Below are 15,404 nucleotides of genomic sequence, written 5' to 3'. Positions count from 1 at the left end.
CTCTTAATTATTTGATAATTGAAGACACCAAAGTTTCCCTTTTTTTGTCCGCCTGGTCAATACGGTTTTCCTCGGCAGCAATCCAGTCGCGGCGGCGGGCAATTTTTTTCTCCGCCGATGCAATCATATACTGTATGGCCTGCGGGGAGGTTCCCCCGGCAACATCCCGGGATCTGACAAAATGGTCCGGGTCCATGCTTTTTTGGATGGCGGAAAAATCTCCGGCAAAGGCCTGGCCGGTAATGTTTTCGTAGACCTCCGCAAAGAAATCCCGGCTTATGGATTTTAGGTTGTATCCCCGGGCGCCCGCTTCCTTGACCAGGGAGGCCACCACATGGTGTGCCTGCCGAAAGGGGATTCCATAGGACCGGTACATTTCATCGGCCATTTCGGTGACCACGGAAAAACTCTCATGGGCCCGCCGGCGGAGCAGTTCCCGGTCAACCTCCAGGGTTCCCATTACCGCATTGAAAAGCCGGTAATTGGTCTTGAGCAGTTCCAGGGTCCGGGATATATGGTCTTCCGCATCCTCATAATCGGAAATATCCCCATAGGGTGATTTGAAGAACACCAGATTAACCGAATCCGCAAGACCCTTTACCGCCGAAAGCGATGCCCGCAGATGCTCCAGGGCAATGGGATTCCGTTTCTGGGGCATAATGGAACTGGTCGAAATATAACCGTCCGCCACCCGGATCACATGCAGTTCCTCGGTTGCCCAGAGGATCAGATCCGTAACCACCCGGCCAAGGTTCAGGGCCGCCAGGGAAACCGCCGAGGCTGTCTCGGTAAAGAAGTCTGCATTGCCGATGGCATCATAGGAATTTTCAATAAAGCCGGCAAATCCCAGCAGGTCGCTTACCCGCTGGCGGTCAATAGGAAAACCACTGGTAGTAATAGCCGCGGCTCCCATGGGACTGCGGTTTACCTGTTCATAAGCCCGCTGCATACGGCTGATATCCCGGTCAAGAAGATCCGCCGCGCCCAGGAAGTAATGGCCAAGAACACTGGGCTGGGCATGCTGGGTATGAGTATGCACCACATAGAGGGTGTCCCGGTGTTCTTCGGCAAAGAGCCGCAGGGTGTTCTGGACTTCCAAGGCAATGCGTATAAGATCAAGCAGTTCTTCCCGGATTACTATATGGGCCAGGCAAAGACACATATCATTTCGGCTCCGGGCCAGGTGGAGGTTTCCTCCCAGGCCGCCGGTCCGTTCTATGAGTTCATGTTCTATTTCAAAAAAAAGATCCTCGAACTGTCCGGTGTAGGTATGGTCCGTGTATCCGGCATAATTGATGGATTCCAATTCTTTCATTATCAGCGCACCGGTTTCTCTGCTTACAATATTCTGTTCCATGAGCATGATAAGATGGGCTTCGTTGATAGCCAGCATGGGAAAAATCATCTTTGTTTTTGCCCGTTCGTATCCGGGCTGCAGTTCCATGGTTACCAGGGTTTTGGCGGGATACCGTGTGCCGTCCTGGGCATGGATCATTTCCGTAAGTTCCGCATAGGATGATGGGAGCTGTTTCATGGCTGCTGTTTCCTTTTTGTAAAAGCAATAGATGTGTCCGATAACCCGGTTGGTTATCGAACACATTCTGCAAAATACTGTGTATTTTGCTGTTTTTCAGCGGAAGTTGTTCTGAAACTGAAGTTTCCGAACAACTCCAATATCTATTATTGGTCGAATACCGAACCGTCCGACTGGAGCCGCGTTTTGTATTCCCGGGGTATATAAGGAAATTCCTTTTCCGCATCCGGCTGCAGTTCCACCCCGATACCCGGAGTATCGGGAATAACCAGGAAACCGTCTTCAAGCGTAAGGGCGCTTTTCACAATGCCGCTCTTGGGCGGCCGGTCCTCGCCAATGGGATATTCCTGGATAGCGAAATTGGGAATCGCCGCGGCCAGCTGTATACACGCGGCGGTGCTTACGGGGCTCAATGGATTATGGGGAATAACCTGCACTCCGAAAGCTTCCGCCAGGGCGGCGATTTTTTTTGCGTGGGTCAGGCCGCCGCACATACAGACATCGGGCCGGATAAACCGGCAGGCATGCCGGGAAAGGAGCATCACGAATTCCTGGAGCGTGTGAATCCGCTCTCCTGTCGCAATGGCTATGGGAATGCTGGCGGCCACTTCCGCCATCTCGTCAAAGTTATCGGGTTTTACCGGGTCTTCAAAAAAATACGGACGGTATGCTTCGATACCCCGCCCCAGGGCAACCGCTTCCGGCACTGTAAGCTGGCGGTGAATTTCGATGCACAAATCCACATCATTTCCCACCGCTTCCCGGTATTGCCGGACGCTTTCAATGCCGTCATCGATCCGGGAAGCAAAGGTCTTGAACCAGCTTTTGTCCCGGGGCTCATCCGCAAAAGGTGTCAGATGGCCCACCGCGGTAAAGCCCGCTTCTTTTGCCCGGATGCATCCGTCAATTAATTCCTGCCTGCTGCCGCCGTACACATGGTAATACACCCTGGCCTTGTCGCGGCATTTCCCGCCCATGAGCTGGTAACAGGGAACGCCGTAATATTTTCCTGCAATATCCCATAGGGCAATATCGATGGCCGACAGGGCCGCCATAATCGCGGCCCCGCGGAAATGGTAACAGCGGTAGAGATACTGCCAATGGTGTTCCCGGAGCAGCGGGTCCTGTCCAATAAGATACCGTTTGAAGGTTTCCACCGCAGCGGCGGCGGCTTCAAGGAAAGCCCAGGAACCGGCTTCCCCAAGTCCGATTATTCCCTCATCGGTATGGACTTCCACAAACATATAGATATCGATGAAGCGGGTTTTTATATCCGTAATTTTCATAGCCAGTAACCTTTTCTCTTAAGCCTTAACCGCCCCGCTGGTGAGGCCCCCGACCAAATACTTCTGGGCAAAAAGTGCAAAGAAGAATGAAGGGATACACACCACCAGGGACGCCGCCAGAACATCACCCTGCATCATGTTGTCCCGGGATGCAAAGTCCGCAATAACCACCGGGAGGGTCTTTTTCGTTTCATCAATTAAAAGAGTATTTGCCAGGAGGAAGTTGTTCCAGATTCCGATGAACGTCATGATTCCCGAAGCCGCCAGCCCTGGCAGCGCCACCGGAAGGAATACGTGCCAGAGGGTCCGTATGCGGGAAAGGCCGTCAATCTCCGCGGCATCCACCAAGTCCCGGGGAATGGTTTCGAAGTAGGACTGCATGGTCCAAATACAGATGGGAAGTTCAAAGGCGATATAGCAGAGCATGAGCCCGGTAAAGGTATTGATAAGATGCATCCGGGTCATGAGGAGATATATAGGGATGATGATGAGGATCTGGGGAAACATATACACAAAGAGTACCAGCTTGGAAAAGGTTTCCCGGAATCTGAACTTGTAGGCAATATAGCTGAACGCCGCCAGGCATGCCACCACCAGCGTCAGGAAGGTTGATGTTACCGACAGGAATACGCTGTTGAAAAGAAAGCGCCCGATCCCGAATTCCCCGAAGACCTTCCGGACAAAGTACAGGGAAAATCCCTTTGGAAAAAGCCGGGGCGGGATGCTGATAATCGACTGGGGATCCTGGAGCGCCGAGACAATGAGCCAGTAAATGGGAAACAGTACCGGAATCAGGGCGAGAATTGCCAGTGTATGAACACCGATGCTTTTTATAGTATACCGCTGTGATTTAGTCATATCATTGCTTCCTTATTTGTACAGCCTGTCCTGGTATTTCCGGACTCTGAAGTACAGAAACGCAAAGAGAACCAGAATAAAAAACAGAATGATGGTGATGGCCGAACCTTCTCCCATCCGGTAGCCGCTGAAGGCCCGGCGGTACGCGTAGATCGGCGCAGTCTGGGTAGCTTCGGCGGGACCGCCGCCTGTCATGACCCAGGGGAGATCGTAAAAGTTGAAGGTCCAGATGAACCGCAGAATTCCCGATACCATGATAACCGGGACGAGCAGGGGCAGGGTAACATGCCGGAACCGGGTCCAGGCATTGGCGCCGTCCACTTCCGCTGCTTCGTATAACTCGCCGGGGATCCCCTGAAGGCCCGCAAGAAACATGGTAATCATAAGGGGTGTTCCCCGCCACACATTGGCCAGAATCAGCAGAAACATGGCCGGTCCTTCCTGGGCGATCCATGCCTTGGTTGATAAAAGCAAGCCACTTCTAACCATGATGTGATTTACGATTCCGTAGAGATCATGAAACATCCAGCGGAAGATCATGGCCACCGCCACCGTGGGAATCAGCCAGGGGGTAATGGCAAGGCCCCGGAAGAGTACTTTCAATTTCAGCATGGGGTGGTTAAGCAGGGATGCCATCATAAGACCCAGTACGATTTGGGGGATTAGTGAACCGAAGGTGAAAATCAGGGACCGCATAATGGACTGCCAGAATTTCAAATCCGATAGGATTGTTTTGTAATTGGTAAATCCTACCAGATTCACCTTCGGCAGGGTAGGCCGGTAATTAGTGAAACTCATCTGCAGTGCGTATATCATGGGATATACCACAATACCCAGGATGATAATAATCGCAGGAAGATACAGCAGGAAACCCTGTCTGCTCATCTTCCGGTTCATGATATGCTGTTCCGATTGTTTCGCTTTCTTCATGTCGGTCTGCCTTTTGTCCGATACCAGAGTATTCGGGTACTACGGTCCTGATTTTTCTGTGCTCTAAAACAGGCGGAACCCGGACCTGCATGTTCAAAGAAGTCCGGGCTGCTGTTCTCTGTTATTCGATCAGGCTTTTCAGTTCTGCAATAAGCTGGTCCGCCGCCTGTTCGGCACTGATGCCGCGGATCAGCATATTCGAAAGGGGGTTCCCCAGGACACTCCGGGATTCCGCTTCTCCGGCGCCGGGGAAGGGACCATTTGCCTGGAGCAGTCCCGTGGCATGGTCAAGAATTTCCAGAGCCATATCGGGGACAAGGATTTTGATTTCATCCGGGAGTTTTGCCTGGTAGTCCCGGTTTTCGAACATATCGGATTTTGCGGGGAACATGGCATAGGGATAGCTGGTATAGAAATCAACCATCCGGTTTCCTTCGAAGATGAACCGTATAAAATCCGAGGCCAGATCGGTATTACCCTTGGTAAGCACATTGAGACCTACCCAGCCAAGGCCGGAACCAACGGTCTTGCGGCCGGGGAAAGAGAAGAATGATACATCATCAAGATGTTCCGGATCCATGGCCCTGACATTGTAATATATTTCCGGTGTATCAATGCGGCTCATGATGGTTCCCTGGGCAACCAGTTCCCGGACGTTTGTCTGGGTATAACTGACGGTCCCCGCAGGGGAACAGTCCCTGATAAGCCGGAACAGGTAATTGTACACCTCAATAATGGCAGCCCTGTCAGCGGCATTGACATCTACATACCAGTTGCCCTTGGCATCCACATTAATCAGGTCCACACCGTTTGACTGCAGCAGTGTCCAGATAGTTTTCCACCCATGGAGATCTCCCAGTGGAATACCGAATCCGTATCGGTTTTTGGCGGGGTTTGTAACAGCTTTGCACATATCATAGTATTCTTCCCAGGTGGCGGGGAGTTTTGTTATTCCCGCTTCCTTGAGCCAGCTTTCGCGGTAGTAGGTCACATAGGGCGTAACATAAAGAGGAATAGCATAATAGCCGTCTTCATAGGTTCCAAGATTCAGGGATGTGCCGAGGAATGACTGTTTACCTCCTATGGCATCAATGAGCTTGCTCAGTTCCATAATTCCGCCGGTGCCCGCCAGTGTTTGGGGCCAGCCGTTTCCGCACACCGTAATGTCCGGGGGATTGCCGGCCATGATGGAGGAGACCACTTTATCCATAGCGCCTGTCCAGGGCATGACAGTAATCTCAACTTTGACACCGGGATTGGCCGCTTCGTACATAAGGGCAAGATTTTCGAATTCCGCTGCCCGTTCGGTCTGGGTCAGCATGGACCAGATTTTTAGGGTTCCGCTTTTCGGCTGTGATGACGCCTTTGAAGCATCACTGGTGCCTCCGGCAAAAACCATCGGTACGATAAGTCCCACTGCCATAATAAGGCTCAATAATACGGACTTTTTCATAGCTACTCCTCCAAATGATGGTATATTAGACTTGTTTGATAACTGGCCGGCGTACCGGTCCAGGTTGGTTATCCAACAAATCTTACAGTTTTATGGCCTAAGGTCCATAAAACATGCTTTTTCAGCGGGAGTTACTTGATACGTAACGTTATCGAATAACTCTGGTATCTGATATGGGCATGACCCGTTTCAGCTGTGCGGATATGTTTTAAAGCGTTCCAGGGCTTCAAAGTTGGGATCCGCTCCCAATCCCGGTTCACTGGGAAGGACGATTGCTCCTTCACCGTTAAGATGCATAGCCTTGGGAAACATAGCTTCTTTTAATGCATTGGTATTGTTATCGTAGTATTCAACGATGAGGCCATTGGGGATTGCCCCCACAAGATGGGCATGGATTTCCTGGTCACCGTGGGGCGCCACAAGGATGTGTGCCGCCATGGCTAAATCAGCAACCTTTTTCCATTCAGTAATACCCCCGAGCACCTGGGCATCGGCATTTATTATCTGGGCTGCCCCGGCATCTATGAGCTGCTTGAATCCCCACCGAGTATATTCATTTTCCCCTACCGCAATGGGTGTATCGATCTTTCGGCACAGCTCCGCACAGCCCTCCAGGTCGTCCGGAGACAGCGGTTCTTCAAACCAGTAAATATTCCGGCGGTCCAGCTCTCTGCCCATCCTGAGTGCGGTTATCCTGTCATAGGTATTGTTGGCGTCCACCAGGAGCTCAATATCCGGCCCGATCACATCCCGGACTGCATCAATTCGTTCAAGGTCCGTTGCCGCGGACGCTCCGCCGATTTTCATTTTTATTGCCCGGGCTCCCTTGGCTAGGTTATCCTTCATTTCCTGCTGGAGCCCTGCAAAGGATTTATCCGCTTCGTAGTAGCCCCCGGCAATATAGGCGGGCACCGAATCCCGGTATCCCCCCAGCATCTGGTGTACGGACCGGCCTGCGGTTTTTCCTATTATGTCCCAGAGAGCAATATCCACGGCACTGATCGCCCGGGTGGCAAATCCTTTCCTTCCGTATACTTTTGGAAGATACATTTTTTCCCAGATCCGTTCCACATTGAAAGGGTCTTCTCCAAGAATCCGTTCCTGCAGACTTTCCAGGGTATCGATAACCAGATTGCCTCCGTGGGCCCAGCCGTATCCGGTAATCCCTTCGTCGGTCAGAACCGAGGCAATAACAATGTCAGTGGATGCATACGTATATTTGCCATTGGCAATCGGCGTGGTGTGCGGGGCAGAGTAAGCGTGTATTTCTAAGCCGGTAATTTTCATTGGTTCATCTCCGATGCAATCCTTGATTGTGCTCTTGTATTATACAGATTGTATACAAGTGATCTTACATCTGTTTTTTTGCTTTGTCAAATTTTTTATTGTTTTTATAAAGGCGGTACGAGTTGTGTACAATTTGTATATTATTTGTCCTCAATACCCTTGTGAATTTTACCGTTATGGTTCATTATGGAAATATATGAAAGAGCAGAAACTGAGTGAACAGGCCTATGAGAAAATAAAGCAGCTTATCAAAAACCGAAAATACCTTCCCGGAGAAGCCCTTCCGGAGAATGAACTTTCAGTGGTGCTGAACATGAGCAGGACCCCGATCCGTGAAGCCCTCCACCGTCTTGAAGATGAGCAGGTGGTGACCATCAAACCGCACCTTGGAACATTTGTGGCCACCGTGGATTTTGGGGAACTCTGCAATATTTACGAAACGCGGGAAGCTGTGGAGGGTATGATTGCAAACATCCTCTGCAAACCCCATATTGATACAGCTCCTTTCGAGGACCTCCGGGAGGAACTGCTCCAGATTAAGGATATTTCCGACGATGCCGAGCGGGCGGAAAAACTTCATAAATTCGGCAGCCGCTACGTTTCAAAACTCAGGACTCTCTGCGGCAATTCCATGCTGGAAAAACTGTCGGCATCTATTTCAGTCAGAATCGATTCCATGGGACTCATTACCCGTACCATTCCCCTGTTTCCCGACGCTTCGGTGCCCGAGCGCCTGGCAGTTCTTGAAGCAATCATTGCTAAGGATTCCCAGCGGGCCGAACAGGAAGCCCGGCAGCATGTCCGGAATGTATTCAGCCGGATCATGGCTGCCCGGATGCCGAATTCGAAACTATAAGCGGGTTAATCCATGGGGTATTTCATGCCCCAGCTTTTCCGCAGTCCGTCAAAGAGTTCCATGACCGTAATGATTTCCGAATGGGGCATTTCGGGGCACTCCAGCCAGCCCGATTCAAGGGCTTTCCGGCAGGATTCTACCTGATATTCAAAACCGGTTATCTGGGGCGGCATATCGTGGCTTTCCGCCAGGGTATAGTCCGTGCCGTCGTAGAGATACACCGCGATCCGCGCGGGGTTGTTGATGTTGGTAACTTCAATATAACCCTTTTCCCCGAAGATAAGCCCCCGGCGGTCGCTTACGGATACCATGGTGCTGTGCAGTGATGCCATCCGTCCGTCACGGTACATCAGGCTTATGTTTTCCATGGCGTCGACCCCTTCGGGGGTCATTACCACGCTGGAATCGATTTTCTGTATTTCACCGCCGAAGGCCATGAGGGCGAAATTAACGGGATATACTCCGATATCGAGGAGGGCGCCTCCCGCGAGGCTGGGCTCCCTGAGACGTTCCTTCCGGAAAACCGGATATCCCAGGTTGGCCGTGAGGGCGTTTACCTTTCCGATGATGCCGCTGGCTATGGTTTCGTCCAGGGTTTTCCGCATAGGCATATACCGGGTCCAGATGGCCTCCGCCACGAGGAGCTTTTTCTGTTTTCCCAGATCGAGGATATCCCGGGCCTGCCGGGCATTGGCGGTAAAGGCTTTTTCGCAGAGCACGGGCTTCCCGTGTTCCAGACACAGTTTCATATGGTTGTAATGATGGGATTGAGGTGTCGCCACGTATACGAGATCTACTTCACTGTCACTGACCAGTTCCTCATAGGAGCCGTAGGATTTTTTGATACCGAATTCCTCGGCAAAAGTTTTAGCTCTTCCGGCATCCCGGGCGCCCACGGCGCAGGCTTCGACGGTGTCCATTTTCGCGGCGGTGAGGGCCATTTTCCGCGCGATGTTTCCCGCTCCAAGTATGGCTATTTTCATTGGATTCACTCCTTGTGTTGTTACCTATATCGTATACTAAGATGTCTTTCAGCGGAAGGGAAAATACAAAAAAAGGAGCCGGTCACCGGCTCCTGATTTTATAAAGAAATGGTTCTTACCATTCGGCAAGATCGAATACCCGCAGCTCCATAACCGCCGCGTATTCCTTGAGCAGCGGCCCGAGCCGGGTATGGTCATCCGATTCACGCCACTGGGCGGCATCCTCGGAGGACCGGAATCTAAGCAGCATCTGGTAGCTGTTTGATTTTTCCTGCTGCTTCAGCAGCTCGGCGCCGACGAATCCCTTCTGGCCGGCCATGGCTTTCCGGTATTCACTGTGCCAGAACGCAACGAATTCCCGTTCCTTGGCGGTATCTATTTCCATTAAAACTTCTCGGATAATCATACGCGGCTCCTATGAAAAAAGGCTGTTGAAGGCTTCGGTATCGGAGATGTCCTCCGCAAGGCCGTAGAGATTCACCAAAACGAAATCCGGCAGTTCCAGTCCCTGGGCGAAGGCTTTTCTTCGTTTCTCATGCTCGATATCCCCGGGGAGCATGATTTTATCCGCGTTGTCGGCTTTGGGTGAATTCTGGATTTCATCGGTCATTTCCTTGAGCCTTTTGGTGAATTCGCTTTCCGGCATCAGGGCGTCGATGTTGAGGGCGATAAACGCGTGGCCTTCGTTGGCTTTTTCGGGAATGTCGTTGAGCCAGCAGTTGATGCCGCTCAGGAAGGCCGATCCGGTCATCACCGCGGAGAGGGTTTCCACCAGCAGGGCCAGGCCGTATCCCTTGTGCATGGCCATGGGGAGGAGGGCGCCTTTTTCCGGGTAATTCACGGGATCGTCCGTGGGAATGCCGTTTTCGTCCACCAGCCATTTATCGGGGAGTTTTTTCCCCACGGCCTTCATGGATAGGATCTTGGTAACCGCCACGGAACTGGTGGCAATGTCCAGGAATATGGGTTCCTCCGTTCCGTTGGGGATGGCGTAGGCAATGGGATTCGTCCCCATGATCGGCCCTTTTCCGCCGGGGACGGTCATCCAGGGGTCGGTATTGGTCATGGCAATGCCGATGAGCCCTTCCTTCGCCGCCATAAGGGGATAGTAGCTCAGGGCTCCGATGTGGCTGGAGTTTTTTACCCCCACATAGGCGATTCCCGTTTTTTTCGCCTTTTCGATGGCAAGTTTCATGGCTTCGATGGCATTGGTCGTGGGGAACGCGTCGTGGCCGTCAATGACCGCGGCGGACACAATATCCACCGCCACCGACGGGGCTGCCTTCGGGTCGATGCGGCCGTCCCTGACGTTGCGCATCAGTCCCCGGATCTGCCGGGTTCCGTGGCTGAAAATGCCCCTGGTGTCGGCGGCGGTAAATACATCCGCCGCCATGGCGGCATCGGATTCCGTGAGGCCGCTTTTAACCATGGCTTTTTTGCACCACGCTTCCAGGGCGTCGGGGTTAACCTTTTTTCCGATTAGATGATCGACTGTACTCATTCTGTTGTCCTTATTTGTTTGAGCGGTATCAGACCGCCGGTTCCGGCGCGGCCGGACACTTTTACCGTTTAACCCTTCCGGTGGAATCTCCCTTCATAAGGGAGACGACTTCCTCCCGGTTTACATAGTTGAAGTCGCCCTTGATGGTATGGCAGAGGCAGGAAGCCGCCACCGCAAAGGCGAGGCAGTCCTGGGTGTTTCCGGAGAATTCCGGGTCCTGCAGGGCAAAGAGCAGGGACGCGGCAAAGGAGTCGCCCCCTCCCACACGGTCGGTTATGTCGGTAATCCGGTAGGGTTCGTACTGTCCGTCCTTAAGCGGGGCAAAGTGGGCTTTGCCGCTGTCTTTTACCCAAAGCATGGCTCCCCAGTTGTTGTGGTTTGCGGAAATACTTTCCCGCAGGGTAAAGGCCACTTTGGTCACCGAGGGGTATCGGGCGGCGATCTGGCCGGCCACATCGGGATACCGGCCGATGTCGAGCTTTCCTGCATTGACATCGGATTCACCGGCCTGTATGCCCAGTACATCATGGGCGTCTTCCTCATTGCCGATGACCAGATCGGTGTATCCCAGCATTTCTCCCACAACCTCCCGGGCGAGCTCGTTGGCTGATTTTCCGGGCCGCCATTTCCAGAGTTTTTTCCGGAAGTTGAGATCCACCGATACCTTAATGCCCTTGGCCGCCGCGGCTTTCACAATTGCCAGGGAACTTTGGGCAGCCATTTCCGAAATGGCCGGGGTGATCCCTGAAATATGGAGCCGTTCGGCGTCTTTGAGGATTGTCTCCCAGTCGTATTCCTCCGGGGCCGTTACCGCAATAGAGGAATAGTCCCGGTCGTACCAGACTTTGCTTGGCCGCTGGCAGCTTCCGGTTTCGAGAAAGAAAATACCCATGCGGCCCTTGGGGGTTATGTGAATCCGGGATATGTCTACCGTAAGTCCCCGCATCTGGGTGATAAAGGCGTCCGGCAGCGGACCCGAGGGAAGGGCCGTCGCGTAGGACGCGTCTCCCCCGAGGAGGGCGTAGGACGCGGCAACATTCGCCTCCGCCCCCGCGAAGGTACAGTTCAGGGTACCCGGCACCGCCTGGGCAAAACGGTAGGGGAATTGCGGCTCCATACGGGCCATGACTTCTCCGAAGGTTACGAGTTTTCCCATTACGTTCGCGCCTCCCTGCATATTCGGATCGCTTCTTTTGCGTTTGCCGTGATACGGCTCCAGTTCTTTTCCTGTATTAATGTACGCGGTGCGATCCATGAGCCGCCGATACCCAGTATCAGCGGGTTTTCCGCGTAGGCGGCGAGGTTTTTTTCGCTGACGCCTCCCAGGGGAATATACCTGACGCCGAGGTGGGCGTAGGGCGCGTTGATGGCCTGGAGATAGGGTATGCCTCCGAGGTTTTCCGCGGGAAACAATTTCATGGTCCGGCATCCGCATTCCAGGGCGGTTTCTATATCCGAGGGAACCGCGATGCCCGGCGCTATGGGCATCCCTTCGGAAACCGCCTTTTCGATGATACGGCGGTTTGTTCCGGGGGTTACGATGAATGCCGCGCCGCTGTCCTTTGCTTCCCTGACCTGGCCTTCCTCAATGACGGTACCCACACCGGCCAGCATACCAGGCACTTCCCAGGTAATGGATTTCAGCGCCTCCAGAGAAGCGGGGGTACGCAGGGCCAGTTCCATGGCGGTAACTCCGCCGTCAATCAGGGCTTTCGCCGCGGAAACCGCCTGGGACGCGTCGTCAATCACGAGGACCGCCACGATCCCGGCGGCCTCAATGGCATCTCTGATTTTCCGGGGAAATACCTTTTCAGTATCCGGTCCGGCCATGGCTATATCCTCCCGAATTTCGCGAGAAGCTCCGCCACGGTGGCGCCCTTGAGGATTTCCTTCCGGGTAGCCTCTTCCTGGGCAGCCTGCTTCGCGGCTTTTTCGTACACCGCTTCGGCCTGGCCGTAGGGAACGACGCTGACGCCGATTTCATCGGCCACCACGATATCCCCGGGATTTACGATTACCCCGGCGCAGGACACCGGTGTCATCAGTTCAATGGGTTCGAATATTTTGGTAATGGCGCTGTGGGCTTCCCGGGGAGAAACGGACTTGGACACGATGGGGAAGTCCAGGAGCCGGGATTCGTCGGTATCCCGGGCGGAACCGTAAATAACCACACCCTTAACGCCGGCGGCCTTGGCGAGTCCCGACATGAGTCCGCCCCAGATGGATGTTTCCGTATCACCGAAGGCATCGATGACCACCACATCCCCGGGTTTTACATGCTCAAAAATTTCCAGGCAGTCCGCCAGGAAGCCGGAAGAGAGTTTGACCGTAAAGGCCGGCCCTATGAAAGATTTATTTACGCTCCGCATTTTCATGCAGCTGTGCATGATGCCGTCCCGCTCCATGCTGTCTCCCACCACGCAGGAAACACTCATGACATTGGTAAGGCCCGCGAATTTATCCAGTATACCCTGATCCAGTTCCGGGCGTTTTCCGATGATTTTTTTCATATTCCGCAATCCTCCGTTTATTTATCTCGTATTACTATGGAATCACACATATTTGATATTGTCAAATGAAAATGAAACAGAGTTTTAAAAAAATGCCATATTTGCTTTGTTTAAAGAAATTATTGAAAATAATGAGAAATCATGGTATTTTAGAAAAAATCAAACCGTGAGGGAGTACAATGACAGAAAATAAAGAGCCCGGGGAAGTTCAGGCAGTAGCAAAAACACTGGGAATCCTGGAAGCCCTGGCGGACAACGGAGAAATGTCCCTCACCGATCTTGCCGCGTTTGTGGGAAGCCACAAAAGTACGGTATACCGGTTCATGTGTACCCTGATTGAAAAGGGATACGTCCGCAGGGACGCGGACAACGACCAGTATTCCCTGACCCTCAGGCTGTTTCAGCTGGGAATGTGCACCTACGGCAGGATCGACATGATCCGATTTTCCCAGCCCATACTGAAACGCCTGGCCATGCTTTCGGAAGAAACGGTCCACCTGGCTATTCTCGAGGATAACCGCCTCACATACCTGTCTAAAATCGAATCCAGCCACAATTTACGGGTCAGTATGCAGTCCAGGGTGGGCAGTACGGCGCCGGAATACTGCACCGGAGTCGGCAAGGTGCTCCTGGCGTGGCTCGATTCCGAGGCTCTGGAGCGCTACCTGGGGACGTGTACGTTTCATAAATTCACCGAAAAAACCATAACCAGCCGGCTGCAGCTTGCCGCGGAGCTCCAGAATATCCGCAAGGACGGGTGTTCCTACGACAACGAAGAACACGAATACGGCGTCCGGTGCATCGCCGCGCCGGTCCGGGATTATTACGGGAAAGTAATTGCTTCCATAAGTGTTTCCGGTCCGACGGTCCGGCTGGTGGACAGCCGCATGGCGGCGCTCAAGGACCTGGTGATTTCCTCCGCCGAGGAGCTTTCCCTGGCCCTGGGCTACCAAAAAGAACAAAAATAAAACCGTATTTCAAAATTTTTCTTGACAAAATAAAAAAATGGTCCGTACAATCTCTCTAATACTGTTAGGAGGTACGACACATGTCATTCTCAAAGAAAATCCTGTATACGGCGCTGGCCGCGCTGCTGATCCTTACCGCCGGTACTCCCGTGTTCGCCGGGGGAAGCTCCGAAGGGGGCGCCATAAAAATCGGGGCCGTTTCGGCCAGGACCGGGGACAACGCCGGATTGGGCGAAATGCAGGGCAACGGCGCCAAACTGGCAGTTGCCGAAATCAACGCCAAAGGCGGTGTCCTTGGCCGGCAGATTGAACTGATCCTTGAAGATTCCCAGGGTATCCCGGCGCAGGCTGTGGCCGCCCTGAACAAGCTGCTCCACCGGGACAACGTGGCGGTGGTAATCGGGGATTCCCAGAGTTCCCCCTGTTTCGCCATGCTGCCGGTTATCGAGAAAGCCCAGGTTCCCATGCTTCCCCACGGTACCAATGTGGGCATCTGCGAACAGGGCAACCAGTGGATTTTCCGGACCAGGGCCAACGATGAAGTTAAATTCGGTTCCCTGGGTTCCTACCTCATTGATGATGTGGGCTTTAAGCGGCTGGCGATCCTCCATGATTCGGCGGACTACGGCATCGGCGGCGCCGCGTCTATCGAAAAAGCATTGGCCGGCAGAACCAATATCATCGTGGCCAATGAAACCTTTACCCCCGGGGACAAGGATTTCAGTTCCCAGCTCCTGAAAATCAGGAACGCCAATCCCGATGTTCTGGTACTTATCGGTCCCATGGTTGATATGGGGCTCGCCATGAAACAGGCCCGGCAGATGGGTATTGAAGCCCGGTTCGCCGGCGGCGCGGGAATCGAATCCACCACCACGGTGGGCGCGGCCGGCGGCGCAGCGGAAAATCTGATTTTTGCCGCGGGCTTTATTTCCGCCAATCCCGATCCCCAGGTTTCAGACTTTGTAACTTCCTTCGAAAAAAACTACGGCAAAACCCCCGATGATTTCGCCGCCACCGGATACGATTCAATCTATCTTGCAGCCGCGGCTATCGAAAAAGCCGGCAGCACCGATCACGCCGCCATCCAGAAGGCGCTCCGGGAGCTGACCTTCAAGGGCGTGGAAGGAACCTTTGATTTTGACGCAAACGGCGAAGGCCTGCACTCCATGCAGTTCGGGACCATAAAGAACGGCGCCACTGCATTCTTTGATCCTTCAATGAAATAAGAGCAGGGGGAT

Annotated in this window: 15 protein-coding genes; 3 read left to right on the top strand and 12 right to left on the bottom strand. The window is 53.2% G+C overall.

What is annotated here, in order from left to right:
* Positions 1 to 7 precede the first annotated feature (7 nt).
* The 6 genes from argH to JFL75_RS06795 form a co-directional block, all read right to left on the bottom strand.
* The gene (argH, locus tag JFL75_RS06820) at positions 8 to 1,534 is read right to left on the bottom strand and encodes an argininosuccinate lyase (RefSeq protein ID WP_215625932.1); all 1,527 of its coding nucleotides are present in this window, start codon (positions 1,532 to 1,534) and stop codon (positions 8 to 10) included.
* Between the two features lie 146 nt (positions 1,535 to 1,680).
* Positions 1,681 to 2,820: a mandelate racemase/muconate lactonizing enzyme family protein gene (locus tag JFL75_RS06815; protein WP_215625931.1), complete on the bottom strand. Its 1,140-nt coding sequence runs from the start codon at positions 2,818 to 2,820 to the stop codon at positions 1,681 to 1,683.
* A gap of 18 nt (positions 2,821 to 2,838) precedes the next feature.
* Positions 2,839 to 3,678, bottom strand: coding sequence for a carbohydrate ABC transporter permease (locus JFL75_RS06810; protein WP_215625930.1), 840 nt, complete (start codon positions 3,676 to 3,678; stop codon positions 2,839 to 2,841).
* 12 nt (positions 3,679 to 3,690) lie between these two features.
* Entirely contained in the window at positions 3,691 to 4,608 is a 918-nt protein-coding gene (locus JFL75_RS06805; protein ID WP_215625929.1) for a carbohydrate ABC transporter permease, read from the bottom strand.
* 121 nt (positions 4,609 to 4,729) lie between these two features.
* Positions 4,730 to 6,061, bottom strand: coding sequence for an ABC transporter substrate-binding protein (locus tag JFL75_RS06800; RefSeq protein ID WP_215625928.1), 1,332 nt, complete (start codon positions 6,059 to 6,061; stop codon positions 4,730 to 4,732).
* A gap of 189 nt (positions 6,062 to 6,250) precedes the next feature.
* The gene (locus JFL75_RS06795) at positions 6,251 to 7,348 is read right to left on the bottom strand and encodes a mandelate racemase/muconate lactonizing enzyme family protein (protein ID WP_215625927.1); all 1,098 of its coding nucleotides are present in this window, start codon (positions 7,346 to 7,348) and stop codon (positions 6,251 to 6,253) included.
* A 196-nt stretch (positions 7,349 to 7,544) separates the two neighbouring features.
* Between JFL75_RS06795 and JFL75_RS06790 the strand changes: the two genes are divergently transcribed.
* Positions 7,545 to 8,204, top strand: a complete 660-nt coding sequence (locus JFL75_RS06790) for a GntR family transcriptional regulator (RefSeq protein WP_215625926.1) — start codon at positions 7,545 to 7,547, stop codon at positions 8,202 to 8,204.
* Between the two features lie 5 nt (positions 8,205 to 8,209).
* Here JFL75_RS06790 and JFL75_RS06785 read toward each other — a convergent pair whose 3' ends face one another.
* The 6 genes from JFL75_RS06785 to JFL75_RS06760 form a co-directional block, all read right to left on the bottom strand.
* On the bottom strand, positions 8,210 to 9,187 hold the full coding sequence (locus tag JFL75_RS06785) for a Gfo/Idh/MocA family protein (RefSeq protein ID WP_215625925.1): 978 nt from the start codon (positions 9,185 to 9,187) through the stop codon (positions 8,210 to 8,212).
* A 115-nt stretch (positions 9,188 to 9,302) separates the two neighbouring features.
* Complete coding sequence (locus JFL75_RS06780) at positions 9,303 to 9,593, bottom strand: antibiotic biosynthesis monooxygenase (protein ID WP_215625924.1); 291 nt, start codon at positions 9,591 to 9,593, stop codon at positions 9,303 to 9,305.
* Positions 9,594 to 9,602: 9 nt separating this feature from the next.
* Complete coding sequence (locus tag JFL75_RS06775) at positions 9,603 to 10,688, bottom strand: Ldh family oxidoreductase (RefSeq protein ID WP_215625923.1); 1,086 nt, start codon at positions 10,686 to 10,688, stop codon at positions 9,603 to 9,605.
* Positions 10,689 to 10,749: 61 nt separating this feature from the next.
* The gene (locus JFL75_RS06770; protein WP_215625922.1) at positions 10,750 to 11,844 is read right to left on the bottom strand and encodes a sugar kinase; all 1,095 of its coding nucleotides are present in this window, start codon (positions 11,842 to 11,844) and stop codon (positions 10,750 to 10,752) included.
* Positions 11,844 to 12,518 (bottom strand): bifunctional 4-hydroxy-2-oxoglutarate aldolase/2-dehydro-3-deoxy-phosphogluconate aldolase, encoded by a 675-nt coding sequence (locus tag JFL75_RS06765; RefSeq protein WP_215625921.1) that lies wholly within the window; start codon positions 12,516 to 12,518, stop codon positions 11,844 to 11,846. The genes JFL75_RS06770 and JFL75_RS06765 overlap by 1 nt, the downstream gene beginning before the upstream one ends.
* Before the next feature lie 2 nt (positions 12,519 to 12,520).
* Positions 12,521 to 13,198, bottom strand: coding sequence for an RraA family protein (locus tag JFL75_RS06760; protein WP_215625920.1), 678 nt, complete (start codon positions 13,196 to 13,198; stop codon positions 12,521 to 12,523).
* Positions 13,199 to 13,377: 179 nt separating this feature from the next.
* Between JFL75_RS06760 and JFL75_RS06755 the strand changes: the two genes are divergently transcribed.
* Complete coding sequence (locus tag JFL75_RS06755; protein ID WP_215625919.1) at positions 13,378 to 14,166, top strand: IclR family transcriptional regulator; 789 nt, start codon at positions 13,378 to 13,380, stop codon at positions 14,164 to 14,166.
* An 80-nt stretch (positions 14,167 to 14,246) separates the two neighbouring features.
* A complete protein-coding gene (locus JFL75_RS06750) occupies positions 14,247 to 15,392 on the top strand; it encodes an ABC transporter substrate-binding protein (RefSeq protein ID WP_215625918.1) in 1,146 nt (381 codons plus the stop codon).
* Positions 15,393 to 15,404: the final 12 nt, after the last annotated feature.

The sequence above is a fragment of the Breznakiella homolactica genome (assembly GCF_016616095.2).
Taxonomy (GTDB): Bacteria; Spirochaetota; Spirochaetia; order Treponematales; family Breznakiellaceae; genus Breznakiella; species Breznakiella homolactica.
Note: the sequence above shows the minus strand (reverse complement) of the source record. Positions and strands in the feature narration are given on the sequence as shown.